The following is a 24,247-nucleotide window of genomic DNA, read 5'->3' as shown; positions in this document are numbered from 1 at the left end:
TTCTCTTTTCGCACGGATGTCTCAGCTGGCCGGGCCGGCGGGGTCGTCCGCCGTCGGGGACGCCAGCAGTCCCCGGGACCGGAGCACGGCGCCGGCGCCCTCGGCGAACCAGTACGCCTCCTCCAGGTGGGGCTGGCCGGAGAGGATGAAGTGGTCCAGGCCGAGCGCGTGGTACTCCTCGATGCGGTCGGCGACCTCCTCGTGGCTGCCGACCAGGGCGGTGCCCGCGCCGCCGCGCACCAGGCCGTAGCCGGCCCACAGGTTCGGGTAGACCTCGAGCCTGCCCGGGTCGCCGCCGTGGAGTTCGAACATGCGCCGCTGGCCCACCGACTCGCTGGTGGCGAAGTCCTTCCGCAGCGCGGCGATCCGCTCGGGGGTGATCCTGGACAGCAGCCGGTCGGCCTCCGCCCACGCCTGCGCGGAGGTGTCCCTGCTGATGACGTGCAGCCGGACGCCGAAGCGCAGCTCGCGTCCCTCGGCCGCGGCGAGTTTCCGCATCCGCTCGAGACGCTCGGCGATCTGGTCGGGCCGTTCGCCCCAGGCGAGGTAGACGTCGGCCTGCCGGGCCGCCACCCGCTCAGCGGCCGGGCTCGCGCCGCCGAAGAAGATCTCCGGGCGTCCCCATGGCCCGGCGTCGACGCGCGCGTCCTCGATCTGGAAGTGCTCGCCCGCGAAGCTGAACGTCTCGCCCGGCGGCAGGCCGGTGACCCCGCGCAGCACGGCGAGGAACTCGTCGGTGCGGGCGTAGCGCTGGTCGTGGTCCAGGTGGTCGCCGAAACGCCGCTGCTCGGCGGAGTCCCCGCCGGTCACGACGTTGAGCAGCAGGCGGCCGCCGGAGACGCGCTGGAACGTGGCGGCCTGGTGCGCGGCGAGGGTGGGCGAGACCAGTCCGGGCCGGAACGCGACCAGGAACTTCAGCCGTCTCGTCACCTGTGTCAGCGCGGCCGTGGTGATCCACGCGTCCTCGCACCACAGACCGGTGGGGGTGAGCACGGCCTCGTAGCCGAGCTGCTCGGCCGACCGGGCGATCTGGCCGAGGTAGTCGACGCTCGGCGTCCGGAAGCCGCCGGCGACGGCGCCGAGCGTCTTCTCCGAGCGGTCGCCCGAGCCGACGATGTCGCGGTTGTCGCCGTTGGTGGGCAGATACCAGTGGATGCGGATGGGGCGCTTGGGGTCGTGGCTCATTTTCTCCGTCGTTCCGTTCCGCGCCGTCACGAGTAGTAGGTCGGCTCGGGCGACCGGCCGTTGAGGGCGAAGTGGCCGATTTCCAGCAGCTTGTAGTGGGCGGGGTCGTGCAGCGTGTGCGTCCGTACGTTGCGCCAGTGGCGGTCCAGCCCGTACGCGCGGGCGGTCGAGCGGGCCCCGGTCAGCTCGAAGATCCGCGAGGTGACCTCGAGCGCCACCTCGGTCGAGTGGACCTTGGACTGGTAGGCGGCCACGGCCGCCCGGCCGCGCTCCTCTTCTGTGAGGTCGCCGCCCCGGTCGATCGCCGCCTGGAGCAGCTCCCCCGCCTTGTCGGCGAGCGCCACCGCCGACTCGGCCAGGACCCACAGCCGGCCGTACCGCTCGACGACGAGGGGATCCTCGCTCGCCGCGGCGGCGCCGGAGGTGAGCCACGGCCGGGACCTGGTCCGGGTGTACTCCAGCGCCTCCTGGAGTGCGCCGAGGGCCGTGCCCAGGTAGAGGTTGCCGTAGGCGAGCTGGCCCTGCGGGACCTGGAGCGTCTCCTGGGGCGTCGGAGGGGTGTCCGGGTGCGTGTAGCCGAGCAGGTCGTCGGCGGTCACGCGGACGTCGCGGAGGGTCGTGCCGCCGCTGACCGTCAGCCGCTGGCCGAAGTTGTCCCAGTCGCCGTGGAACTCGATGCCCTCGGCCGGCGAGCGGACCGCGAACCGGCCGACGAGCCCCGACACGTCCACGCCGCCGACCACCGCGCCCTCGCCGAACCGCACCCAGACGATCAGCGTGTCCGCCACCGCCGCGCCGCTGGTGAACGGCTTGGAGCCGGTCAGCAGGAAGCCGTCGCCGTCCGGCGTGGCCACGACCAGAGGCTCGTACGCGGCCTGGGCGACGGCCGCCACGAACCGGCCCTCCTCGACGACGCTCTTCGCCCAGCGCTCGGCGAGCGCGCGCCCGCTGTCGAGCCCGGCCCGGCTGCCCAGGAAGTGGAAGGCCGCGAGCTGGGCGATCGAGGTGTCGGCCGCGGCGAGGACGCGCACGATCCTGAGGACCTCCTCGTAGGTCGCGCCGCCCCCGCCCAGCTCCTCGGGGATGTGGACGGCGAGCAGGCCGGACCTGCGCAGCAGGTCGACCTCGGCGACGGGGTCGGCGCCGGCGATGTCGCGCGAGGCGGCGTCGGCGCGCAGCAGGTCGGCCGTCTTGAGGGCCGCCTCGCGCCATTCCTTGAAGCGGCCCGAGCCGGAACGCGGGCGTATCTGGTCGATGAGACTCATGGGGTTCCTTGCGGTCGTGCGTGGGGAGGCAGGGCGGCGGTGCCGTACGCGGAGAGCCGGCGCGCTGCGGGGCACCGTGCGGGTCAGAGCGCGGGTCAGAGCGCGGATCAGAGCGCGGATCAGAACGCGGGTCACGGCGCTTACGCCGGGGCGAGCGGCCGGGCGGTCTCACACCGCGGCGGAAGACAGGGGCAAGAGGCGCGGGCAGCCGTCGAGGACGGGCGGTGCCGCGAGAGGGCGTAGGGAACGCGCCGCCGGGCGCCGTCGCCCGGCGGGGGCGGGAGAGGTCAGGACTGGCGACAGAGGCTGGCGGCGAGCCGAGCGAGGTCGACGTAGTGCCGCACAATCAGGACTTTCCCTACAGACATAGTAGGAAATTAGCAGAATCCGGCATTCGACGCAAGAGACCTGGTGATCAGTCGTGCGGGACGAAACCGCCGAACCGGCCCTGGTGATACAGCAGCGGACCGTCGGCGCCGTGCACCGTCGCCTCGATGACCAGGCCCACCACCAGCACGTGGTCACCGATGTCGGTCGCCGAGTGGGGCCGGCAGATCAGGTGCGCCGACGCGTCGGCGAGCAGGGGCGCCCCGAACGCTCCGGGACGCCACAGGGTGGGCGGGGCGAAGCGGTCGGCGCCCTTGCGCGCGAACCTGGCCGCCAGCTCGCTCTGGTCGCCGGCCAGCACGTTCACGGCGAAGTGGTCGGCCGGCCGCATCGACGGCCAGGTGCTGGAGCCCTGGTCCACGTAGAAGGAGACCAGCGGCGGCGCGAGGCTGACCGAGGAGAACGACGTCGCCGTCAGCCCCGCCGGGACCCCCTCGTTCTGCGCCGTGACGATCACCACTCCGGCCGCGTGCGCCGCCAGCGCCCGCCGGAACAGCCCGCCGTCCACCGCCGGGCCCCGCAACGTCTCGGTCATCGGTCTGCCTTTCCCGCGGCCTCGTGGCCGCGTGTGCCTGACTCGTCTGTGAATCTCATCGGAAGCACCGCGTCGAGCAGCGCCCTGGTCACCGGGTGACGGCCCGCGGCGGACAGCTCACCGGCGCGGAAGGTCTCGAGGAGGACTCCCTGCTCCAGGACCCCGACGCGGTCGCACAGGAACTCGACGACCGCCAGGTTGTGGCCGATGAACAGGTAGGTGAGATCGAGCTCTTCCCTCAGGTCCAGCAGCAGGTTGAGGATGTTCGCCTGCGTGGACACGTCCAGCGCCGACGTCGGCTCGTCGAGGATCAGCAGGTCCGGCTCCAGCGCGAGCGCGCGGGCGATGCCGATCCGCTGCCGCTGCCCGCCGGACAGCTCGTGCGGATAGCGGTGCAGGTAGGAGGACGGGAGCCCGACGAGGTCGAGCGCCTCGGCCGCCCTGGCCCGGCCCGCGGCGCGTGAGGCGGCCTTGCCGAAACGCAGGAGCGGGCGGCTGATCTGTTCGCCGACGGGCACCCGGGGGTTCAGGGAGCTCGTCGCGTCCTGGAACACGAACTGGAACCGCGGCCGCAGCCGCCGCAGCTCCGCCTTCGGCAGCCGCGCGATGTCCCGGCCGTCGAAGACGATCTCACCCGCGTCCGCCCGCAGCAGGCCGCCGATCAGCCGCGACAGCGTCGACTTGCCGGAGCCGGACTCCCCGATGAGACCGAAGACCTCGCCCCGCTCGATGTGCAGCGACACGTCGCCGACGGCCGTGAAGCGCCGCTTGCGCTGCCCGGTGCCCAGGCCGCCGACCACGAACTCCTTGCTCACGTTCCGCAACGTCACCAGCGGGGGCCGGGCGGGCCGGGCGTCGCGGTCGTCGGCGCGGTCGTCGTCGCGGGGCCCGGCAGCCGTGACCGCCGTGCCGTCTGCGCCGGCCGGGCCGAGGCGACGGGGCAGACCGCGCTCGGCCAGCCGGAACCGTGCCCCGATCTCCGGGACCGCCCGGATCAGCGACCGGGTGTAGGCGTCGGCCGGCGCGGTGAGCACGCGGTCGCGCCGGTCCTGCTCGACGATCCGGCCGTCCTTCATCACCGCGACGCGGTCGGCGGCGTACGAGACCACTCCGAAGTCGTGGGTGATGAGCAGCAGCGAGCCGCCCGTCCCTTCGGTCACGCTCGTGAGCAGATCGAGGATCTGCTTCTGCACGACCGCGTCGAGCGCGGTGGTCGGCTCGTCGGCGATCAGCAGGGCCGGACCGGACAGGCTCGCGAGAGCGATCATCACGCGCTGCCGCATTCCGCCGCTGAGCTCGTGGGGATAGGCGGACAGCACCCGGGCCGCGTCGTCGATCCCCACATTGCGCAGCCACGTCTCGGCGATCTCGTGCCGCTCCCGCTTCCCCGCGGCCGGGCGGTGCAGCCCGATGATCTCCTTCAGCTGGTTGCCGATCCGGAACGACGGGTCGAGAGAGGCGAGGGGGTTCTGGAAGATCATGCCGATCTTCGAACCGCGGAACCTGGTGACCGACGACCGGGCGGCGGTGAGCACCTCCTCGCCGTTGAGGGAGATCGACCCCGACGTCACCACGGCGTCGTCCGGCAGCAGGCCCAGGATCGCCGAGGCCGTCAGGCTCTTCCCGGCGCCGGACTCTCCGACGATCGCGAACGTCTCGCCGGGCCCGACGTCGAAGGTGACCTCGTCCACCACACGCTCGGCCGCCGCTCCGCGGCCGAACCGGACCGACAGGTCCCGCACGCTCAGCAGTGCGCCGGTCATCGTCCTGCCCTCCTTCTGCGGGGGTCGAAGACGTCGCGCAGGCCGTCCCCGAGCCAGTTGAAGGCCAGGGCCACGACGAGGACCACGAGCCCCGGCAGCAGCGCGGGGTACACGTTCCCGCTGATGATGACCTTGGCGCCCTCGGAGATCATCCGGCCCCAGTCCGCCGTCGGCGGCTGTACGCCGATGCCCAGCGCGCTGAGACTGGAGGAGAAGACGATCATTCCGCCGACGAGGCCGGTGCCGTACACCACGATCTGGGCGAGCACGTTCGGCAGCACCTCGCGGAACAGGATCGAGAAGAACCCCGCGCCGAGGGACCTCGCGGCCTCGACGTACTCGCGGCCCCGCTGGAGCTTCACCTCCGCGAAGACCACCCGGGTGACGTACGGGACGGCGGAGAACACGATCGACAGGACGACCACGGGCGTGCCCGGGCCGAGGATCACCGCGAGGACCAGCGCGATGATGATCACCGGGAAGGCGAACATGACGTCCACCGTCCGCATGATCAGGCCGGCGGTCCGGTCGCCCGAGAAGCCGGCGACGAGTGCGAGCACGCTGCCGGCGACGGTCGACGACAGCGACGCCGCGAGCGCGACGACCAGCGAGGTGCGCCCTCCCCAGATCAGCCGGCTGAGGATGTCCCGGCCCAGCTCGTCGGTGCCCAGGAGATGCCCTGGCGCGCCGACCCCCAGGTATTTGACGCCGCCGTCCGCCAGGTCGGGGTCGTACGGCGCCAGCACGGGGGCGAGCAGGCCGACGAGGACGAAGCCGGCGATGACGAGCAGCGCGACCGCCACCTGCGCGTTCACGCGCAGCCGGGAGCGTCGCCGGCGCGGCGCCGGCCCCTTGAGCGGGTTCGGCGACCGGGTGCCGGGAGTTGCCGTGAGAACCACTGCGGGCCTACCTCCTCAGCCGTGGGTTGAGAGCGTCCACCGTGATGTCGGTGAGCAGGTTGACCAGGAGATAGCAGAGCGCCACGAGGATCACGCCGCCCTGGATGAGCGGGTAGTCCTTCCCGTTGACCGCGTTCACGAGCTGGGTGCCGATGCCGGGCCAGTTGAACACGCTCTCCACGAAGATCACGCCCGTGATGAGGGTGCCGATCTCCAGGCCGATGATGTTCACCACGGCCGGGAGGATGTTGCGCCCGATGTGCTTGGCGACGAGCCGCCGGCGCGGCACCCCCTGGGAGGCGAACGTGCGGACGTAGTCGCTGTGCGACTCCTGGATGATGCCGAGCCGGGTGAACCTGGCGAGCACGAGCGTCGAGATCAACGCGGCCGACAGGCCCGGCAGCACCAGATGGGCCAGCAGGTCGCCGAAGCCGCCGCCGTTCCTCGACTCCATGCCGCTCACCGGGAGCCAGCCCAGCCGCAGGGAGAAGATCCAGATGAGGATCAGCCCGAACCAGTAGACCGACAGGTTGCTGCCGGTCTGGACGAACAGCATCGCGAAGCGGTCCAGGAACCCGCGGTGGTTGGTCCCGGCGACCACGCCGATGACGACGCCCAGGACGGCGCAGATCACGACGCCGGCCGCGGTCAGGATCAGGGTGTTGGCGAAGTTCGGCAGGAGGATGTCGAAGACCGGCTGGTTCTGCGCGATCGACATCCCGCCGCCCGCCGTGAACAGGTCCTTCACCCACTTCACGTACTGCTGCCACAGGGGGAGGGTGAGGCCGTACGACGCGCGGATGGCCTCGACCTGCTCCGGTGTGTGGTCCCGCGCGAACTGCGCCTCGATGGGGTCCCCGGGTGTCAGCCGGCCGACCAGGAAGGTCAGGGCCGACACCACGAGGAGCACCGGGACGATGTTCAGCGATCGCCACAGGATGTGCTTGACGGTTCCCATCGCCGTGATCGGGCCTCAGCCCGCCAGCCAGACCTTGGTCAGGTCATACCAGTTGGTGGCCGCGTACACGAAGCCCCGCACGTTCGGGCCCAGGGCGTAGTACCTGGTCAGCGACACCGCCGGAATGGCGATCGCGGCGTCGCGGGCCTTCTTGTCGGCCTCCTTCCACAGCTCGATCCGCTTGTCCTGGTCCGTGGCGTACCGCGCCTTGTCCAGGGCCTTGGTGATCTCGGGGAAGTCCGCAGGGACGAGTCCCTTGACCGCGATGTTCGTGTAGTAGACCTGGTAGAGCCACTCGGCGTAGCTGCCGCCGTACTCGTCGATGCTCAGGCCGTCGTCCGGCTCCGGCTTGCCGAACGCGCGGGCGACGTAACTCGGGCGGTCGAGGGTGACGACCTTGACGTTCACCCCGATGCCCTTGAGCCGGCTCTGCAGCCACTCGGCCAGGTTCTGGTTGGCGACGTCGGCGACGATGGTGAAGCTCAGCCCGCCCTCGCCGTAGCCGGCCTCCTTCAGCAGGGCCTTGGCCGCCTCGGGGTCGTAGTCGAAGTCACGCGCCTCCGGATCGTAGGCCTCGTTGCCCGGCGGCTCCAGGGAGTGCAGCGGGATCGCGTTGCCGTTGTACACCTCCTTCGCGAGCTGGTCGCGGTCGATGCCCTGGATGACCGCCTGCCGCACGCGCTTGTCCTGGAAGGCCTTGTTCTTGAAGTTGAAGGTGAAGTAGAGGAAGGCCGCGCCGTGCCCCTCCGGCACCTGGAAGCCCCGGGACTCCAGCGTGCTCACGTCCTCGGGCTGGACGTAGCTGACGATGTCGGCCTCGCCGCTGAGCAGCGTCGCCAGCCGCGTCTGGTTGTTCGGGATGACGCGGAAGACCAGCTCGTCCAGGTAGGGCTTGGGGCCCCAGTAGTCCGGGTTCCTCTTCAGCACGATCCTGTCCCCGATCGTCCGGGAGACGAACGTGTACGGCCCGGTGCCGCTGGGGTGGTCGGCGGCTCCGTCGTTGCCGTACTTCTCCCAGGTCGCCGGATTGCCGATGGTGAGGGTGCTCATCGACTGGGCGAGGATCCTCGGCAACCCGAGGAAGGGCTTGGAGAACTCGAACTCGTAGGTGTGGTCGTCGACGACCCGGCCCTTCACGAGGTCGCCGAACCAGGCCGCGAGCCTGGCCGCGCTCGTCTTGTCGTAGAACTTGTAGCCCGGGTCGGAGATCCGGCGGACGTTCTTGTCCACGGACTCCGCGGTGAAGTCCGTGCCGTCGTGGAACTTGACCCCGCCACGCAGGGTGAAGGTCCACTTCTTGCCGCCGTCGGACGCCTTCCACTCCGTGGCGAGGGCCGGGAGGAGCTTCGTCGGCCCCTTCGCGTCGGACAGGTCCTCCTTGACCAGGCCCTCGAAGATGTTGCTCGACACGCGGTAGGTCTCCCAGTAGCCCTGCCGGTGCGGGTCGAGCGCGAGAGGTTCGAGATACAGGCCGCTCACAAGCGTGCCGCCCGCCTTGGGCGTCCCGCTCCCCTGCGGCCCTCCGGCGGCGGTTCCGCCGTTCGCGCCGCCGCAGGCCGCCAGAGCCAGGACGCTCAGGAGTGCGACCGCGCCCACGACCGCCGATCTGGCGTGCTTGACGAGTTTCATGACGTTCCTTTCGAGCGCCGGCTAGAGCGCGGGCTGGGGCGCGGGCTGAGACTCGGGGGCCGGGAAGACCGGGCGGGCGCCGGCGAGAAGACGGGCGGGCTTCGGCAGTGCCAGACGGTCGCGCAGCGTCGGCCCCTCCGATGCGCGCACGACGCCAAGGCCGGCGAGGCGCGCGCCGATGTCACGGACGACCGAGGCGTCCACGTCCGCGTCCGGCCGCAGGAGGATGCCGTCAACTCCCCGGCGGGCGGCCAACGACTCGGCCCGCGCGACGAGGCCGGCGGCGTCGCGCCCGCGGGTTACCACCACCTGGACGAACAGCAGCGGACGGCGGCCGTCCCCGGCGAACCGGGACGACGGGGCCGCGTCGAGCGCGGCGACGGCCTGCCCGATCAGTTCCGCGCTGGGCAGGTCCGGGCCGGGCAGGTCCGGGCCGGGCAGGTCCGGGTCGCCGCTCGCGAGAACGACCAGGTCGGCCACCTCCCCCGCCGCCGCCACCGCGGGGACGGAGTCCGCGTACCAGGCCAGGACGGGAGAGCCCTGCGCGGTCGACGGCACGGTGAGCGGCCCGGCGATGTCGAACACCCCGCGGTGGTCGACGTGCACGATCTGCTCGGCCCGCGCGAAGATCCGGCTCTCGCGGTCGGCGACGATCGACTCCCGCGGCCAGCTCTGCCAGAGCTTCTGGACGGCGACGGCCACGTCGCGGGTGGTGCCGACGCCCAGGGGCGCGCCCTCGGTCAGCCCGGCGCCTCCCCAGGCCGTGTCCCCCGGCGCGTGGCCGTCGCGGACGCCGAGGATCAGGCCGGACCTGCCCCCGGACAGGTGGTCGAGGGAGGCGACCCGGCGCGCCAGGTTGTACGGGTGGTCCCGGTGCGGAGCGGCCGCCGCCAGGAACGCCGTTCCCGGGGCGTGCGCGGCGAGGAACGCGGCGGCGACAGTGGGCTCCACGGTCACGCCGGCGGGCGCCGAGCCGTCGATCCTGTCGATGCCGGCGACGACGAACGCCGCCCCCGTGCCGTCGAGCAGTGAGGCCTGCCGGGGATCCGCGATCAACTCGGCCAGGTGGTCTCCCCCGAGCCCGATGGCCAGATAGGTGGATGTTTCGGTGGTGGTGCTGTCACCCATGTGCGGGTCTTTCTGGTGATGTGCCGATGAGGTCGAGTGCCGGCATGTGGTCGTGGATGGCGAGGCTCAGGCCGAGGCGGCCCGGAAATGCCCGCGGAGAGTGTCGGTCGTGTATTCGTGCCGGAAGAGGCCGCGCTTGCGCAGGAGCGGGACGACTTCGTCGGCGATCACTTCGAGGCCGTCGGCGAGGACGTCGGGCTGGAGGTTGAACCCGTCGACCGCGCCGGATCGATACCAGTCCTCGATGTGGTCCACGAGCTGCTCGGGCGTGCCGACGAACCCGCTGTGCCCCGACCCGGTGTACCTGGTCTGCCGCAGGTACTCGCGTACGGTCGGATCGGTCGCGCGGATCTGCTCGTGGATGGACTGCCGGAAGCCGATGCTGCCTCCCGAGGAGGCGGGATCGACGATCGCGGCGAGCACCTCTTCGGGGAACTTCGCGTCGAGGTCGAGCCGCGAGACGTCGTATCCGATCGCCTGCGAGAGCCACTGGACGGAGTAGGACGCCGGGCCGAGGTCGTGGAGCTCGTCGCTGCGGCGCCTGGCCTCCTCCTCGGTGCTGCCGAGACTGAGCAGGAGGCCGGGCAGGATCTTGACGGAGTCGGGCGAGCGGCCCGCGTCGGCGGCGTACCGCTTCACCTCGCGGTAGTGCGTGATCGCCCCCTCCTTGGTGAGCTCGGCGGCGAACACCCCTTCGGCCCGCGTGCCGGCGAGCGCCCGCCCCTTGGGCGAGCCGCCGGCCTGGAGCAGCACCGGGTGGCCCTGCTTGGACGGGGGCACCCGGAGCCGTCCCTCGAGGTCGAAGAACTCGCCGTGGTGGCGCACCTCCTCGCCGGTCCGCGCCGACTCCCACAGCGCGAGGACGAGGTCGACGAACTCCGCCGCCCGGTCGTACCTGTCGTCCCGCGCGGGGATCTCCGGGAGGCCGAAGTTGCGGGCGGCCGACGCGTCGCGCGTCGTGACGATGTTCCATCCGGCCCGCCCGCCGGACAGGTAGTCGAGGGACAGCAGCCGCTGGGCCAGGTCGAAGGGATCGTTCAGGGTGGTCGAGGCGGTGGCGATCAGGCCGACGCGCTCGGTCGCCGCGGCGACGTGACTCCAGTTGACCGTCGGCTCCAGGCGGCCGGCGTTGGCGTCGTAGGACGGATTCCCGAGCGCCGGCGCGTCGGCCAGGAAGACGGCGTCCAGGGTGGCCCGCTCGGCCACCCGGCCGATCGTGTTCCAGTAGTCGGCGTCGACGAAGGAGTCCTTGTGGAGGAGGTCTGACTGCCATGCGGCCGGGAGATAGCCCAGCACCAGGACGTTGACCCCGAGGATGACGTGACCCGTGCGTACGTCGGACATCGATGGACCTCTCGTCTACTCGCTCTGACCGGCGGAGATCGCGTAGACCTTGGCCGGGTCGGCGTCGTTCACGTGCCAGTCGCCCAGGATGCGTTCCTTGTAGACCCGCGGGTTGTGCGAGGCGAGGGTGCGGGCGTTGCGCCAGTGCCGGTCGAGCAGCAGGTCCTCGGAGACACCGGAGGAGCCCAGGGCGTCGAACACGACGGTCGTGGCCCGCAGCGCCGCGTCGATGATCACCAGTTGGGCGCGCGTGGTGGCGACGTGCCCGTCGAGAAGCGCCCGCTTCACCGCCTCCTCGTCGCCGGCGATGCGGGCGTGCGCGATCGCGTCCAGCGTGGCGGTCGAGGCCGACAGCGCGGCCTGCGCGCCGAACGCGTCGGCCGACACCTTGCCGACGACCTGCAGCAACTGGGGGTCGTCCCCGGCGCTCTGCGCGAGGCCGTGCCCGTAGTTGCGCTTGCGGGCCTTCAGCGCCGCGATGCCGTCGCGCAGCGTCGCCTGCGTGATCCCGGCGAGGATCGCCAGCAGCGCGGTCTGGTAGAAGAGCCCCTGGTAGGCGAAGCGGTCGGTGGCGGGGAAGATGTGGTCGCTCTCCACCCGCGCCCGCGAGTAGTTCGCGCTGCCGCTCGCCGTGGTCTTCTGGCCGAATCCCCTCCAGTCGTCCACCAGGCTCACGCCGGGCTGGTCCGCCTTCACCAGCGCCGTGGTGGGCACCCCCTCGGGGTTGACGGCGAGCACGTCCAGCCAGTCGGCGTACAGGCTGCCGGTGGCGTAGTACTTCGCCCCGGTCAGGAGCCAGTGGTCGCCCTCGGGGACGAGCTTCGTCTGGATGTTGGCGTACGTCCCGTTGTTGGCCTCGGTCCACCCGCCGCCGACGAACTCGCCGTCGAGGAACCTCTCGATCCACGCGTCCGTCGCCGCCGTACGCGCGGCGTTCAGCCGGTCCTCCACGAACGCCAGGTGGTTGCGCCACACATGGGCGACGTTCGGGTCGGCGGCGCCGAGCTCACGCAGGAGGTCGAAGGTCTGCCACAGCGACGCGCCGAAACCGCCGAGCTCGCGGGGGATGCGGACGGCGCCGAAACGCGCGTCGATCAGCCACCTGACCTGCTCGTAGGGGAAGACCCGCCCCTTCTCGCGTTCCAGGTTGCCTTCGGCGATCTTCTCGAAGACCGGGCGGAACCGCTCGCGCAGCTCCTCGATGTCCGCGGTCGCATGCCGAAGCGAAGACGTAGAACCAGACATGTGTCATCTTTCGTGTCGGAGGCCGGGCAGCCGTGTACGGCCCGGGCCTCTCCGGTGTCACGGAGTAGTGGTCGCCCCGATCAGGCAAAAGCCGCAGGGCAGGGCAGAGCAGTCGAGGCCGGCCCGGCGGCGCCGGGACGTCGTCGTCCGGACGTGTCGGCGGGCGCGAGCCTCGTTCGGGGTGGGGAAGGGGGGCCGGGAGCCGGACGGGACCGGCCCGGCCGGGACATGCGGCTGCCGGACGCCGCGGTGGTGCGATGGTTCGGTGACGCGACGGCCGTCAGCGACAGCGGTTGCTGGTCACGCGCATGTAGTCGACCACGCGGCGGACAGTCAGGGCGACAGATCCGGACATATCCTTAATTTCCTACATGCATTGTCGGTTTAGCAACCATGTCTCGCGTATCGAGACGATCTCGACGTCGGGGGCCTCGGTGCCGCCGGAATGCGAAAGCGGGGCACGCCGGAATGCGAAAGGCCGGCGTGCCCCGCACGGGCACGCCGGCCGCTTCCGCTCACGCGAGCACGATCTCCTACCTCGTGCGGCCCTCCCCGGGCGCCGTCTCGGTGCCGGCGAGGTCGGAGTCGACGGGTCCTGGGCCGAGTTCCGCGGCCCGCTCGCGCACCTGCGGGATGATCTCCCGGGCGAAGAACTCCTGCTCACGCACGCTCGGCAGGGCGAGCAGCAGGGAGGTGAAGCCCGCCGCGACGATGCCGGTGAGCTGGTCCACCACCGCGGAGACGCCGCCGGTGACGAACTCCGGGGTCGGCGGCCTGGAGGGATCGACGAGGACCCGGACGTTGCAGGCGCACGTGATCGAGTCGGGGTCGCGCCCGGCGTCCCGCGCCGCCCGGCGTACGGCGCGGCGCATGGCGACGGCCTGAGCCAGGGAGATCCGCCCGAGCGAGGGCAGCCATCCGTCGGCCAGCTCCCCGGTGAGCGCAAGCGAGCGCGGGCCGTAGGAGCCGAGCCAGATCGGGATGGGCCGCCGGGCGGCCGGGGCGATGACCGCGTCCCGGACCGTGTAGTGGTCGCCGTCGAACGAGACCGGCTCCCCCGTCCACAGCCCGCGGATGATCCCGATCGCCTCGCGCAACGCCGCGACCTTCTGTCCCGGACTGCGCCCGGCGAGCCCGAACGCGGCGAACTCGTGGTCGAAGCCGCCGCCCCCGAGGCCGAGAACCAGCCGCCCGCCCGACAGCCGGTCGACCGTCTCGGCGGTCTTTGCCACGACGGGGGGCTCGCGGTAGGGCAGCCCGAGCACGTTGGTGCCGACCTCGATGGTCCTGGTGCGGGCGGCAATCCAGGACAGCGCGGTCAGCGGCTCCAGGCTGGGACGGCCCCCGTGCAGGTGGTCGCTCAAGGTGAACAGGTCGTAGCCCAGCTCGTCGGCGCTCTGCGCGAGGTCGAGCGTCTGGCCTGCCGACAGGCCGCCGACGGCCCCTCCCGCGCCGAAGCGCAGCCGGTGGTGCGCACTCATGCCCGTGCCTCCTCCTGGTCGTGCGGCCACGGCCGGTCCCCGCGTGCGACGGGACGCCGCGGGTCCGCCGACCAGGCGGACCAGGAGCCCGGGTAAAGCGCTGCCGCGCCCGCGCCGATGAGTTCGAGCGCCAGCAGGTCATGGCAGGCGGTCACGCCGCTGCCGCAGTAGACGGCCACCTCGGTGTCGCCGTCCACACCGAGCTTCCGGTAGCGCAGCCGAAGGCGCTCCGGCGGCAGGAAGACGCCGTCCGCCGTCAGGTTCCCCGTCCAGGGAGCGCTGACCGCGCCGGGGACGTGGCCCGCGCGGGGCTCACCGGGCAGCACGTCGACGCCCGCGTAGCGGCCCGGCGCGCGGGCGTCGAGCACCACCCCGGACCCGGAGGAGGCCATGCGCTCCACCTGACCGGCGGACAGGAACATCCCCTCCGGCCACGGCACGGCCCTCCGGGTGACCGGGGGCCGGATCACCTCGCCGCGCTCCAGCGGGGTCCACCCGGTCAGGCCGCCGTCGAGCAGGGCCGCCGGGAAACCGAGGCGGCGCAGCAGCCACACCAGCCGCGCGGCGTAGGCGCCGCCGTTGTCGTCGTAGGCGACGACAACGTCGTCCTCGCCGATGCCGAGGCCGCCGAGCGCGCGGGCGAAGTCCTCGGCGGACGGGATGGGATGCCGGCCCCCGGCCCGGGTGGGCGGGCCGGACAGCACGGTGTCGACGTCGACCCAGACGGCGCCCGGGAGGTGACCCCGGAGGTAGGCCTCACGGCCGCTGCGGCCGTCGAGATACCAGCGCACGTCCGCCGGCACGACCTCCGGGTGGCTCTCGACCCACGCGGCGTCGACCAGGGGCGGGATGGAGACGGGTGCAGGCACCACTCAGTCCTTCCTGTGGATGTGGTTCGGTCGGAGCCGCAACAGCACGCGCTCTCCTTCGGCGGCCCGTGGCGTGGGATCGCCCGTCCACTTCTCGAACGTGGTGCGCGCCAGGCGCAGGGCGCTCTCGCCGTTCTCGACGGCGACGACGACGGCGCGCACCTCGATGTAGCGGCGCGGGTTGGCGGAGTCGAGGAGCAGCAGGCCGACGCGCGGGTCCGCGACGACGTTGCGGTACTTCTGCCGCGTGGTGTTGGTGCCGACCAGCAGGTGTTCCCGGTCGGCGTGCGGCCAGACCAGGCTGCTCTGCGGCTCCCCGCCCGGCATGAGCGTGGTGAACAGCGCGAGCGTGCGGGCCATGGCCAGCTCCCGTACGTCGTCGTCAAGCACGCGCGGCCTCCGGCGCCTCCGCGACCTGCGGGAGGACCTCGGAGGCGATCAGCTCCGTGGCCCGCTGCACCTCGGCGTAGGGGATGCCGCCCAGGTCGACGGCCAGCAGGTGCAGGTCGTGCCCCCACGCCTCGCGCAGCCGTCCCAGCTTGTCGACCACCTCCGACGGGCTGCCGCACAGAGCGGGCCCGTCCTCCCCCACGTACTCGTCGAACTCCAAGCGGCGGTGTGCGTGCGGCGCGCTGAGGTAGTTGGCGATGTGGTCGCGCCAGAGCCCCCGCGCCTGTTGCGAGGTCCTGGCGACGAAGGCGTGGCTGGCGGCGCCGAGCCGGCCGGGCGTCTCCGTACGGCCCCGCTCGCGCCACAGCGCGCGGTAGGCGTCGAACACGGGCACGAAGTCGGCGGGCGGACGGGCGGTGGTGCCGATCACCATCGGCAGCCCGTTGTCCACCGCGAGATGCACGGACTCCAGCCCGGTCCCGCCGCTGATCCACAGTGGCGGCCGCTCCTGCAGCAGGCGGGGCTGCAGGCGGACCTCGTGCAACGGGGGCCGGAACCGGCCCGTCCAGCTCACCCGGTCCTCGGTCCACAGCCGCAGGAGCAGCTCGACGTTCTCCCGCTTGCGCGCGGCCTTGCTCTCCGGCTCCTGGCCGAAGACCGCGTAGGGCTCGGGAAAGAACGAGCCCCCGGCGATGAGTTCCAGACGGCCGCCGGAGAGCAGGTCGAGGAGGGCGTAGTCCTCGGCGACGAGCACCGGATCCCGGTTGGCCACCAGGGTGGTTCCGGTCGCGAGCCGGATGGAGGAGGTGCGCTCGGCGATCGCGGCCAGGACCACGACGGGCGAAGGGATCACGTCGCGCTCGCCGAAGTGGTGCTCCCCCACCGTGTACCAGGCGAAGCCGAGCTCCTCGGCGGCGACCGCGGCCCGTACGACGTCGCGCAGCCGTTCTCGCGGGGACAGCCGTGCGCCCGTGTGCGGGTCCGGCAGCAGGCTGCCGAAGGTGATGAGACCTAACTCCATTGGGGTTCCTCCGTCTGTGTCCGTAAACCGGGAATCGCGGCGAGCAACTCCCTGGTGTAGGGGTGCCGCGGGCTGCTGAAGACCTGCTCCGTGTCGCCCTGCTCGACGATCCGGCCGCCGCGCATGACCGCGATCCTGTGACTGACCTGGCGTACGACGGCCAGGTCGTGGGAGATGAACAGGTAGCTCAGACCACGCTCGCGCTGCAGCCTGGCCAAGAGCTCCAGGATCTGGGCCTGCACGGTCACGTCGAGGGCGGAGACCGGCTCGTCGCACACCAGCAGGTCCGGGTTCAGGGACAGGGCGCGGGCGATGGCGACGCGCTGCCGCTGGCCGCCGGACAGCTCCCCGGCCCGGCGCCGGGCGAGCGAGGCGGGCAGGGCGACGTCGTCCAGCAGCGCGCGTACGGTCGCCGCCCGGCCGGCCGGGTCGCCCACTCCGTGATTGCGCATCGGCTCGGTCAGCAGGTCCTCGACCGTGAAGCGGGGATGCAGCGAGGTGTAGGGGTTCTGGTAGACGAGCTGGACCCGGCGCCGCAGCCGCCGCAGGGCCTCGCCCCGGACGGCGGTGACGTCCTCGCCCGCGAAGCGCACGCTGCCCGCCGTCGGCCGTTCCAGGCCCAGGATCATCCTGGCCGTCGTCGTCTTGCCCGACCCGGATTCGCCGACCAGGCCGAGCGTGGTCCCCATGGGGATGTCGAAGTCCACGCCGTCGACCGCGTTCCTGGTGCCCCGCCGCCGGAGCGGGCCGGTGCGTATCGGGAAGCTCTTGCCGAGCCCGCGGACGCTGAGCAGCACGGCCGCCTCCGGCGGAGCGGGCGCCAGGCGCCTGCCCGTCAGCGCGGGAACGTCGGCCAGCAACCGCCTGGTGTAGGCATCGCGGGGACCGCTCCTGATCTGTCCGGTCCGGCCGGCCTCGACCGTCCTGCCCTTCGACATCACCACGACGTGCTGGGCACGGTCGGCGACGACGCCCAGGTCGTGGGTGATGAGTAGCATCGCGGCTCCCGTCGTGGCGACGACGTGGTCGAGGTGGTCGAGGATGCGCCGCTGGACCGTGACGTCGAGAGCGGAGGTCGGCTCGTCGGCGATCAGCAGGCGCGGCCGCGCCGCCATCGCGATCGCGACGAGCACCCGCTGCCGCATGCCTCCCGACAGCTCGTGCGGATACTGACGGGCCGTGGTCGCGGCGTCGCGCAGTCCGGCCTCGGCGAGCAGTTCCACCGCCCGCGCCCGCGCCTGGGCCCGGGTCGCCAGCCGGTGCACCCGCAGGACCGCCGCCACCTGCCTGCCCACGGGCTGGACGGGATCGAGCGCGGTCGCCGGATCCTGCGGGATCAGGGCGATACGGCGCCCTCTGATGTCCCGCCAGCCCTTCTCCGGCAGCCCGGTCAGTTCCTCGCCCTGGAAGCGGACGCTGCCCGACTCGACCACGCCTCCTTCCGGCAGCAGCCCGACGAGCGCGTGCGCGGCGGTGGTCTTGCCCGAACCGGACTCGCCGACCACGGCGGTGATCTGGCCGGGGTGGAGGTCCAGGTCGAGCCCGTCGAGCGCGGCGGCCCGGCCCGCGGGCGTACGGTAGGACACGCGCAGGCCCCTTACGACCAGCAACGGATCCCGCTGGGACGGTTCGGTCACGGCGTGCTCCTGTCGGTCTCCAGAACGCGCGACAGCCGGTTGGCGGCCAGCACGACCGCGGCGACGGTGAGGCCGGGCAGCGTGGTCAGCCACCACGCGGACGCGAGGTAGTCGCGCCCGCCCGCGATCAGCGCCCCCCACTCCGGCGCGGGGGGCGGCTGGCCGTAGCCGAGGAAGCTCAGGGACGAGACGGCGAGCACGACCAGCCCGAAGTCCAGCGCGGCCAGCGCGAGCACCGGCCCCGCGGCCGACGGCAGCACGTAGCGCAGCAGGATCCGCCACCAGCGGGCGCCGCACAGCACGGCCGCCTCCACGTAGGCGGCCGTACGCACGCGCAGGACCTCGGCGCGCATCACCCGCGCGAAGCCCGCGACGCTCACCGCTCCGACCGCGATCGCGATGTTGAGCGTGCCGAACCCCAGCGCGCTGATGATCAGCAGGGACAGCAGCACGGGCGGGATGGACAGCGCCACCTCCACGACGCGCATGATCGCGGTCTCCGCCCAGCCGCCGAAGAACCCGGCGAACAGGCCGAGGGCGCCCCCCGCCAGCAGAGCGACGCCGATCGCGGAGACCGCCGCGCGCAGCGACGGAGACGCGCCGTGGACGACCCGCGCGTACACGTCGCGGCCGAGCTGGTCGGTGCCGAAGAGGTGGTCGGCGCTCGGCGGCAGCAGCCGCTGCGTGGTGATCCCTTCGATGGGGCTGCGCCCGGTGAACAGGCCTGGCGCCAGCGTCCAGCCGAGCACGACCAGCAGCACGAGGATCGACAGCACCGCTCCCGGATGCGCGGCGGAGTAACGGGCCACGCGGGTCATGCCGCCGCCCGCCTTCCCGTGATGCGGATCCGCGGGTCGAGCACCGGGTAGAGGAGGTCGACCGCCAGGTTGACGGCGGCGAACGCGACCGAGGCGACCGCCACGACGCCCTGGACCACGGGGAGGTCCTGGGTCGCGACCGCGAACTGGGTGACCCGCCCGACGCCCGGGCGGGAGAAGACGGTCTCGACCACGACCGCGCCGCCGATCAGGTTGCCGGCGAGCAGGCCGACCACGGTCACCGCGGGGAGGGCGGCGTTGCGCAGCCCGTGGCCGAGCAGCAGCCTGGTGCGGCCCGCGCCGGTGGCCCGGATCGTGTCCGCGTACGGTTCGCGCAGCGTGGCGTGCAGGCTCTTGCCCAGCATCTGAGCCACCATCGCGGTGCCGGGGACGGCCAGGGTGCAGGCGGGCAGCACGGCGGAGGCGAGGCCGGAGCCGCCGAGCGACGGGAACACCGGCCAGCGCAGGGACAGCAGTTGGATGAGCGCCAGGCCGACCCAGAACGACGGCAGTGAAATGCTCAGCGAGGGCACCGAGCGCAGCACCTGCCGCGCGAACCGCGATCCGGGGAGGTTGCCGAGGACGCCGAGCGCCGTCCCGGCCGAGAGCGACAGGGCTAGGGCGATCGTGCCGATCTGCAGCGTGGGGGGAAGCGCCTCGGCGATCATCTCGGAGACCGGGCGGCCCGTCTGGATCGACCAGCCGAAGTCGCCGCGCAGGGCGGCGCCCAGCGCGGACAGATACTGCACCACGGCGGGGCGGTCGAGCCCGAGCTCGGCCCGCACTCGGGCGACCTCCTCGGCGGAGACGGCCTCGAAGCCGTTGTGCCCGCTCAGCATGAGCGCGACCGGGTCTCCTGGGAGCAGCCGCAGCACGACGAAGGCGACGGTGAACGCGGCCCAGACGACCAGCAGCGCCTGCAGCAGCCGCCCGGCCAGGTAGCGGACCATCACGAGCCGCCTTCCGGCGTCGCGATCGCGCCGGTCACGACGCGAGCCGGGCGTCGTGCAGGTCGAGCCGGGTCGACGCGTCGGTCTCCAGGTCCTTCACCGCGTCCGAGACGCCGTGGACCAGGGCGTTCTCGTACAGCGGGACGGTGTCGGCGTGGTCGAGGATCCACTCGGCCGCCTTGGCGACGGCCTCGCGGCGCTTCCCCTCGTCCGTGGCCGCCGCCTGCTGCTCCAGATAGTCGTCAAGCTTGCTCTGCGGCAGGTGCCAGAGGTTGGAGCCCTTCGAGTAGAAGATGTTGCGCAGCACGTCGGGGTCGGCGCGGGTGACGGCGACCGCGGTGATGTCGAACTTCCCGGCCTGCTGCTGCTCGACGTACTTGGTCGGCGGCACCGCGTTCAGCTTCACGTCCACGCCGACCTTGCGCAGTTGCTGCTGGACGTACTCGTCCACCGGCGGCATCGGCGCGGGGATCAGCCAGTTCAGGGTCAGCGGCTTGCCGTCCTTCACCCTGATCCCGTCCGGGCCCGGCCGCCAGCCGGCCTCGTCGAGCAGTTCGGCCGCCCGGTCCGGGTCGTAGCGCAGCTTGTCGCTCTGGTCGACGTACAGGGGCGTGGTGGCGGCCAGCACACCGGTGGCCGGTTCGAACCTCGGGCCGAGGACGGTGCGGACGAGGTCGGCGCGGTCGACGGCGAGCAGCAACGCCTGCCGCACCCGCTGGTCGGCCAGGACTCCGGCGTGGTTGAGCGACAGCGGCGGCACCAGACCGGGAACCCTCGTGACGAGCAGGTGGAATCCGTCCTTGGCGAAGGAGTCCTGGTCGGCGGGCTGCACGTTCTCCGCGACCTGGACCTGCCCGGAGCGCAGGGCGGTGGTCCTGGCGCCGGCCTCGGGGACGAACACGAACCTGACCTCGGCGATACTCGCCTCGCCCCGCACCGTGGCGAGCGAGGACGGCCACGAGTAGCCGGCGCGCCGCTTGAGCACGACCTCCTGGTTGGAGGTGTAGTGGTCCAGCACGTACGGCCCGGAGCCGACGAAGCGGCCGCGGCAGCGGTCGGCGAGCGGTGTCCCGGCGGTCGCCGGGGACAGGATGCCGAGCCCCGCCCCCGACGTGGCCTGCAGGAACTGCGCGTTCGGCGAGTCGAAGTCCACGTGCAGGCGGTGGGCGTCGACGACCGTGGTGCCCTGGTAGCCGCGCAGGTAACTCGCCGCGCCGTTCGCCGGGAGCCTGGCCAGGCGATCGAAGCTGGCCTTGACCGCTTCGGCGTCCAGCGGGGTGCCGTCGCTGAAGGTGACGCCCTCGCGCAGGGTGAACGTGAACCGGCGGGCGTCGTCGGAGACCGAGAACTCCGAGGCCAGCCAGGGCACGATCTTCCCGGTACGCGGGTCCTGGTCGGTCAGCGTGTCGACGAGCGACCTGCTGATGTCGAGCGCGACGAGCTGGCCGGTCTGCTGCGGATCCAGGCAGGCGGGGTCGGCCGGCATCGCCACGACCAGCGTGGCGCCCGCACTGGAGGCGTTCGTTCCGGTTTCCGCCGCGCAGGCGGTGAGCAGCCCGTTCAGGGCGAGAAGGGCGAGGGCGAGAGGTTTCCGACGAGGGGACATCAGGTGGCTCTTTCCGCAAGAAGCGGGACGGCCGCGACGGCGGCGGCGATTCCCGAGAAAGTTCGTAGTACGTATAGTTCGTACTGCGACCAAGTTAGCAAGCCTCGGCAATAACCGTCAAACAGACTCGGGAATAGGGGAAAGCTTCCGCCGTACGGCCAGGGGTGACACCGCGACCCCCGCGACCGCCGCCACCGCACCCAGCCAGAACAGCAGGGAGAAGGCGGAGTCGGGCACGGCGGCGGTGCGGCCGGAGGTGGTGGACGCGATGACGGCGGCGGCGAGCTGACTGCCGATGACACTTCCCACGGTGCGGGCGATGTTGTTGATGCCGTTGGCGGTCCCGGTCCGGGCCAGCGGCACGATGTCGGCGATCAGCTTGGGCAGCGCCCCCATGACGAGCCCGGAACCCGCCCCCACGACCGCGTAGAACACCAGGTGCTGCCAGTACGAGGCGTGGCCGAGCGCCAGCAGCGCCGCTCCCACGGCGAACAGCACGAACCCGCACGCCAGCGGCCCTCGCGAACCCAGGGACGCCGAGATGCGGCCGACGGCCGCACCGGCCGGGACGATGGCCAGCATGCCCGGGAGCATCAGGAGACCGGCCACGGTGACCGATGCGCCGAAGCCTGCGCCGTCCGCCCCGGGCTGCTGCTGGGCGAACAGGGGCATCCCCAGATAGAAGAAGTACGACCCGGCGCCGAACAGCAGGGCGGCGGCGTGCGTGGCCAGCATCGGCCGGTCGGTCAGCTCGCCGACGTCGATGAGCGCGTGGGCCCTGCCGCGTTCCACCACGACGAGCACGGCCGCCAGCAGCACGCCGAGCACGAACAGGCCGAGCACCGGCGCCGACGTCCAGCCCCACGATGGGCCCTGCGTGAGCGCGAGCAGCACCGCGACGAGGCCGAGGCCCAGCAGCACGGCCCCGAGCACGTCGAGCCTGCCCGAGGTGTCGTGGCGGCGTACGGGCACGTACCGCCAGACCATCGCCAGGCTGAGCGCCGCCAGCAGCGCGCCGAGGACGAACAGATACCGCCAGGACAGGTGGTCGGCGAGCAGCCCGCCGACGACCAGGCCGGCCCCGCCGCCCGCTCCGACGATGCCGGAGACCAGCCCCATCGCGAACGGCAGGCGTTCCCGCGGCAGCGCCTCGCGGAGGATCGCCATGGACAGCGGGACCACCGCCAGCGCCGCGCCCTGGACGACGCGGGCGGCGATGAGCTGGCCGATGTTCTGGGCCGCCGCCGCGCCGGCCATGCCCGCCGCGTACGCGACGAGCACGCCCATCATCACCCGCCGCCTGCCGTGCATGTCCCCCAGCCGGCCCAGGAGCGGGGTCAGCACCGCGCTGGAGAGCAGGAAGGCGCTGAGGATCCAGGCCGACCAGGCGGGCGTGGTCCGCAGTTCCCTGGTGAGCAGGCCCAGGGCGGGGACCACCACCGTCTGCATCAGGGCGTAGCCGAAAACCGCGATGCCGAGCGCGACCAGCAGACCGGTGCCTCTCACGGCGGGGCTCGTCGTGTCACCCGTGCTCACGAAGCCTCCTTAGTTCGTAGTACCAACAGTTCGCAGTGCGCACAAATTAGTTGGCAGTACGAACCGATGTCAACTACGCTCGGACCGGGAGGTACAGGTGACCACGACGACGACCACGAAGGCCGGCACGGAGTCGACGTTCGCCACCGCGCTGGTGCGCATGTCCCACGTGGTGCAGTACGTCTTCGCCGACGTGAGCCGGGAGCACGGCGTCACCCCGCAGCAGGCGCAGTTGCTGTGCGTGCTGACCGGCGGCCCCATCGGCATGACCGAGCTCAGCCGCCTCCTCCACCTGGAGAAGTCCAGCCTCACCGGGCTCGTGGACCGGGTGGAACGGCGCGGGTTCGTGACCCGGGTCAGCCATCCTCGCGACCGCCGCGCCTGCCGGATCTCCCTCACCCCCGAGGGCGCGCGGCTCGGCGAGAAGGTGCACGAGGAGATCTGCGCGCGGCTGGACGTCCTGGGTGAGGAGATGCCGGAGGCCGACAGGCTCCGGATCGCCACGGCCCTCACGGGCGTGGTCGCGCGCTACGCCACCTAGGTCGGCTCAGGTGGTGGTGAGCCTGCGGACCGGCGACTTGCACGACCGGCGCTGCGACGGCGCCTGCGAGTCGAAGCGGACCTGCCAGTCGCCCGTCGACGGCACCTTCTTCCGCAGGGTGAACCTGCCGTCAGAACCCGTCGTCGCCGACCCCTGCACGGCGTCGCCGCCCGAGCCCGACGGGTCGAACCAGAGGTGGACGCGCTGCTGGGGCAGCGGGTCCCACCGTGCGGGGCCCCCGGCGGGCTCGACCCGGACGAGCAGCGTGCCGGTGTGGGTCGCCTTCCTGCCTCGCCTGCCGCTCTTGGGGCTCGCCGAATAAGTGATCGTGGTCCGGGCCCCGGCGGCTCGCACCGTCGAACGGACCTCGGCGCTCCTCGCGGCGGTCGAGCGCACGCGGTCCTCGGCGGCCCTGCGGAACTCCGCCGACCAGAAGCCGGACTCGGTCGCCGTCACCGTCGCGTCGAACCGGCCCGACCTGCCGGTGACGACCCGGGCCACCTCCCTGCGGGCGAGCATGTCGTCGGGCCGGAACAGCAGGGCAACGGTCCGGCCGGGAAGACCGCCCCAGTCGTCCTTCCCTGTCGCCGTCTCCAGGCGGCCCGAGACGGTCAGGGGGCTCCCCTCGTCGACCGGCTCCGGGGACAGCTCGAAGCCGTCGATTCTCGACGGCCGCAGCCCCTCCTCGGCGTGGACCTCGAACTCCCGCTCCTCGGTGACGCCGCCGGCGCCGACCACGACGCGCCAGGTCCCCGCCGCCGCGTCCCGGCCGAACGCGTGCCCGGCCCGCCACCGCTCCTCGAAGGTCGTGCGCTCCTCGCTCTCGAAACGCAGTCCGGTGTGGGAGCCGTCCGGGGCCACCAGGTCGCCCTTCACCTCGGCGGACGGCCCGCTGGTGACCACCTCGAAGGTCGCCACGACCTGGTCCTCGCCGCCGATCAGGACGGGATCGGGATCGACCTCGACCGACTCGATCTCCACCGGATCGGTCTCCGTGGGGGCGCCGTCGCCTCTGTGCCGTCGCCGGAGCCGCGCGAGCAGGTGGTGGATGATCGTCATG

The 24,247-nt window shown here is 72.3% G+C and carries 21 protein-coding genes; 1 reads left to right on the top strand and 20 read right to left on the bottom strand.

What is annotated here, in order from left to right:
• Positions 1–21 precede the first annotated feature (21 nt).
• From FLW16_RS15380 to FLW16_RS15285, 19 genes are all read right to left on the bottom strand, one after another.
• Entirely contained in the window at positions 22–1,185 is a 1,164-nt protein-coding gene (locus FLW16_RS15380; protein ID WP_142560708.1) for an LLM class flavin-dependent oxidoreductase, read from the bottom strand.
• Positions 1,186–1,211: 26 nt separating this feature from the next.
• Positions 1,212–2,450 carry an acyl-CoA dehydrogenase family protein gene (locus tag FLW16_RS15375; RefSeq protein WP_142560707.1) on the bottom strand — a complete coding sequence of 413 codons (1,239 nt, stop codon included), beginning with the start codon at positions 2,448–2,450 and terminating at the stop codon, positions 1,212–1,214.
• 415 nt (positions 2,451–2,865) lie between these two features.
• On the bottom strand, positions 2,866–3,372 hold the full coding sequence (locus FLW16_RS15365; protein ID WP_142560705.1) for a flavin reductase family protein: 507 nt from the start codon (positions 3,370–3,372) through the stop codon (positions 2,866–2,868).
• The gene (locus tag FLW16_RS15360; protein ID WP_142560704.1) at positions 3,369–5,135 is read right to left on the bottom strand and encodes an ABC transporter ATP-binding protein; all 1,767 of its coding nucleotides are present in this window, start codon (positions 5,133–5,135) and stop codon (positions 3,369–3,371) included. The genes FLW16_RS15365 and FLW16_RS15360 overlap by 4 nt, the downstream gene beginning before the upstream one ends.
• On the bottom strand, positions 5,132–6,034 hold the full coding sequence (locus FLW16_RS15355; protein WP_221891091.1) for an ABC transporter permease: 903 nt from the start codon (positions 6,032–6,034) through the stop codon (positions 5,132–5,134). Before FLW16_RS15355 ends, FLW16_RS15360 begins: the two co-directional genes overlap by 4 nt.
• A 7-nt stretch (positions 6,035–6,041) precedes the next feature.
• Entirely contained in the window at positions 6,042–6,992 is a 951-nt protein-coding gene (locus FLW16_RS15350) for an ABC transporter permease (RefSeq protein WP_142560703.1), read from the bottom strand.
• A gap of 15 nt (positions 6,993–7,007) precedes the next feature.
• Positions 7,008–8,621 carry an ABC transporter substrate-binding protein gene (locus FLW16_RS15345; RefSeq protein WP_142560702.1) on the bottom strand — a complete coding sequence of 538 codons (1,614 nt, stop codon included), beginning with the start codon at positions 8,619–8,621 and terminating at the stop codon, positions 7,008–7,010.
• A gap of 21 nt (positions 8,622–8,642) precedes the next feature.
• Entirely contained in the window at positions 8,643–9,749 is a 1,107-nt protein-coding gene (locus FLW16_RS15340; RefSeq protein WP_142560701.1) for an LLM class flavin-dependent oxidoreductase, read from the bottom strand.
• Between the two features lie 66 nt (positions 9,750–9,815).
• Positions 9,816–11,093 carry an NtaA/DmoA family FMN-dependent monooxygenase gene (locus FLW16_RS15335; RefSeq protein WP_142560700.1) on the bottom strand — a complete coding sequence of 426 codons (1,278 nt, stop codon included), beginning with the start codon at positions 11,091–11,093 and terminating at the stop codon, positions 9,816–9,818.
• A 15-nt stretch (positions 11,094–11,108) separates the two neighbouring features.
• Entirely contained in the window at positions 11,109–12,338 is a 1,230-nt protein-coding gene (locus FLW16_RS15330; RefSeq protein ID WP_142560699.1) for an acyl-CoA dehydrogenase family protein, read from the bottom strand.
• Between the two features lie 533 nt (positions 12,339–12,871).
• Positions 12,872–13,819 carry an LLM class flavin-dependent oxidoreductase gene (locus FLW16_RS15325; RefSeq protein ID WP_142560698.1) on the bottom strand — a complete coding sequence of 316 codons (948 nt, stop codon included), beginning with the start codon at positions 13,817–13,819 and terminating at the stop codon, positions 12,872–12,874.
• Positions 13,816–14,688, bottom strand: coding sequence for a sulfurtransferase (locus FLW16_RS15320; RefSeq protein WP_142560697.1), 873 nt, complete (start codon positions 14,686–14,688; stop codon positions 13,816–13,818). Before FLW16_RS15320 ends, FLW16_RS15325 begins: the two co-directional genes overlap by 4 nt.
• A gap of 3 nt (positions 14,689–14,691) precedes the next feature.
• Positions 14,692–15,078 (bottom strand): TIGR03618 family F420-dependent PPOX class oxidoreductase, encoded by a 387-nt coding sequence (locus tag FLW16_RS15315; protein ID WP_079319911.1) that lies wholly within the window; start codon positions 15,076–15,078, stop codon positions 14,692–14,694.
• Positions 15,071–16,099 carry an LLM class flavin-dependent oxidoreductase gene (locus FLW16_RS15310; RefSeq protein WP_142560696.1) on the bottom strand — a complete coding sequence of 343 codons (1,029 nt, stop codon included), beginning with the start codon at positions 16,097–16,099 and terminating at the stop codon, positions 15,071–15,073. Before FLW16_RS15310 ends, FLW16_RS15315 begins: the two co-directional genes overlap by 8 nt.
• Positions 16,090–17,736 (bottom strand): ABC transporter ATP-binding protein, encoded by a 1,647-nt coding sequence (locus FLW16_RS15305; protein WP_185949423.1) that lies wholly within the window; start codon positions 17,734–17,736, stop codon positions 16,090–16,092. Before FLW16_RS15305 ends, FLW16_RS15310 begins: the two co-directional genes overlap by 10 nt.
• The gene (locus FLW16_RS15300; RefSeq protein ID WP_079319913.1) at positions 17,733–18,554 is read right to left on the bottom strand and encodes an ABC transporter permease; all 822 of its coding nucleotides are present in this window, start codon (positions 18,552–18,554) and stop codon (positions 17,733–17,735) included. Before FLW16_RS15300 ends, FLW16_RS15305 begins: the two co-directional genes overlap by 4 nt.
• A complete protein-coding gene (locus FLW16_RS15295; protein WP_142560695.1) occupies positions 18,551–19,504 on the bottom strand; it encodes an ABC transporter permease in 954 nt (317 codons plus the stop codon). The genes FLW16_RS15300 and FLW16_RS15295 overlap by 4 nt, the downstream gene beginning before the upstream one ends.
• A 34-nt stretch (positions 19,505–19,538) precedes the next feature.
• Positions 19,539–21,110 (bottom strand): ABC transporter substrate-binding protein, encoded by a 1,572-nt coding sequence (locus FLW16_RS15290; RefSeq protein WP_142560694.1) that lies wholly within the window; start codon positions 21,108–21,110, stop codon positions 19,539–19,541.
• A 117-nt stretch (positions 21,111–21,227) separates the two neighbouring features.
• Positions 21,228–22,646 (bottom strand): MFS transporter, encoded by a 1,419-nt coding sequence (locus tag FLW16_RS15285; RefSeq protein WP_142560693.1) that lies wholly within the window; start codon positions 22,644–22,646, stop codon positions 21,228–21,230.
• Positions 22,647–22,743: 97 nt separating this feature from the next.
• Between FLW16_RS15285 and FLW16_RS15280 the strand changes: the two genes are divergently transcribed.
• Positions 22,744–23,187, top strand: a complete 444-nt coding sequence (locus tag FLW16_RS15280; RefSeq protein ID WP_221891090.1) for a MarR family winged helix-turn-helix transcriptional regulator — start codon at positions 22,744–22,746, stop codon at positions 23,185–23,187.
• A 6-nt stretch (positions 23,188–23,193) separates the two neighbouring features.
• Here the strand turns inward: FLW16_RS15280 and FLW16_RS15275 are convergent, their stop codons facing one another.
• Positions 23,194–24,246, bottom strand: a complete 1,053-nt coding sequence (locus FLW16_RS15275; protein WP_142560692.1) for a hypothetical protein — start codon at positions 24,244–24,246, stop codon at positions 23,194–23,196.
• Position 24,247 lies beyond the last annotated feature (1 nt).

It is taken from the genome of Microbispora sp. KK1-11 (assembly GCF_006874435.1).
Taxonomy (GTDB): Bacteria; Actinomycetota; Actinomycetes; order Streptosporangiales; family Streptosporangiaceae; genus Microbispora; species Microbispora catharanthi.
Note: the sequence above shows the minus strand (reverse complement) of the source record. Positions and strands in the feature narration are given on the sequence as shown.

Coding starts and splice junctions, on each gene's coding strand:
- FLW16_RS15380 (WP_142560708.1), bottom strand. CDS start 1,185: ATGAGCCACGACCCCAAGCGCCCCATCCGCATCCACTGGTATCTGCCC.
- FLW16_RS15375 (WP_142560707.1), bottom strand. CDS start 2,450: ATGAGTCTCATCGACCAGATACGCCCGCGTTCCGGCTCGGGCCGCTTC.
- FLW16_RS15365 (WP_142560705.1), bottom strand. CDS start 3,372: ATGACCGAGACGTTGCGGGGCCCGGCGGTGGACGGCGGGCTGTTCCGG.
- FLW16_RS15360 (WP_142560704.1), bottom strand. CDS start 5,135: ATGACCGGCGCACTGCTGAGCGTGCGGGACCTGTCGGTCCGGTTCGGC.
- FLW16_RS15350 (WP_142560703.1), bottom strand. CDS start 6,992: ATGGGAACCGTCAAGCACATCCTGTGGCGATCGCTGAACATCGTCCCG.
- FLW16_RS15345 (WP_142560702.1), bottom strand. CDS start 8,621: ATGAAACTCGTCAAGCACGCCAGATCGGCGGTCGTGGGCGCGGTCGCA.
- FLW16_RS15340 (WP_142560701.1), bottom strand. CDS start 9,749: ATGGGTGACAGCACCACCACCGAAACATCCACCTATCTGGCCATCGGG.
- FLW16_RS15335 (WP_142560700.1), bottom strand. CDS start 11,093: ATGTCCGACGTACGCACGGGTCACGTCATCCTCGGGGTCAACGTCCTG.
- FLW16_RS15330 (WP_142560699.1), bottom strand. CDS start 12,338: ATGTCTGGTTCTACGTCTTCGCTTCGGCATGCGACCGCGGACATCGAG.
- FLW16_RS15325 (WP_142560698.1), bottom strand. CDS start 13,819: ATGAGTGCGCACCACCGGCTGCGCTTCGGCGCGGGAGGGGCCGTCGGC.
- FLW16_RS15310 (WP_142560696.1), bottom strand. CDS start 16,099: ATGGAGTTAGGTCTCATCACCTTCGGCAGCCTGCTGCCGGACCCGCAC.
- FLW16_RS15300 (WP_079319913.1), bottom strand. CDS start 18,554: ATGACCCGCGTGGCCCGTTACTCCGCCGCGCATCCGGGAGCGGTGCTG.
- FLW16_RS15295 (WP_142560695.1), bottom strand. CDS start 19,504: ATGGTCCGCTACCTGGCCGGGCGGCTGCTGCAGGCGCTGCTGGTCGTC.
- FLW16_RS15290 (WP_142560694.1), bottom strand. CDS start 21,110: ATGTCCCCTCGTCGGAAACCTCTCGCCCTCGCCCTTCTCGCCCTGAAC.
- FLW16_RS15275 (WP_142560692.1), bottom strand. CDS start 24,246: ATGACGATCATCCACCACCTGCTCGCGCGGCTCCGGCGACGGCACAGA.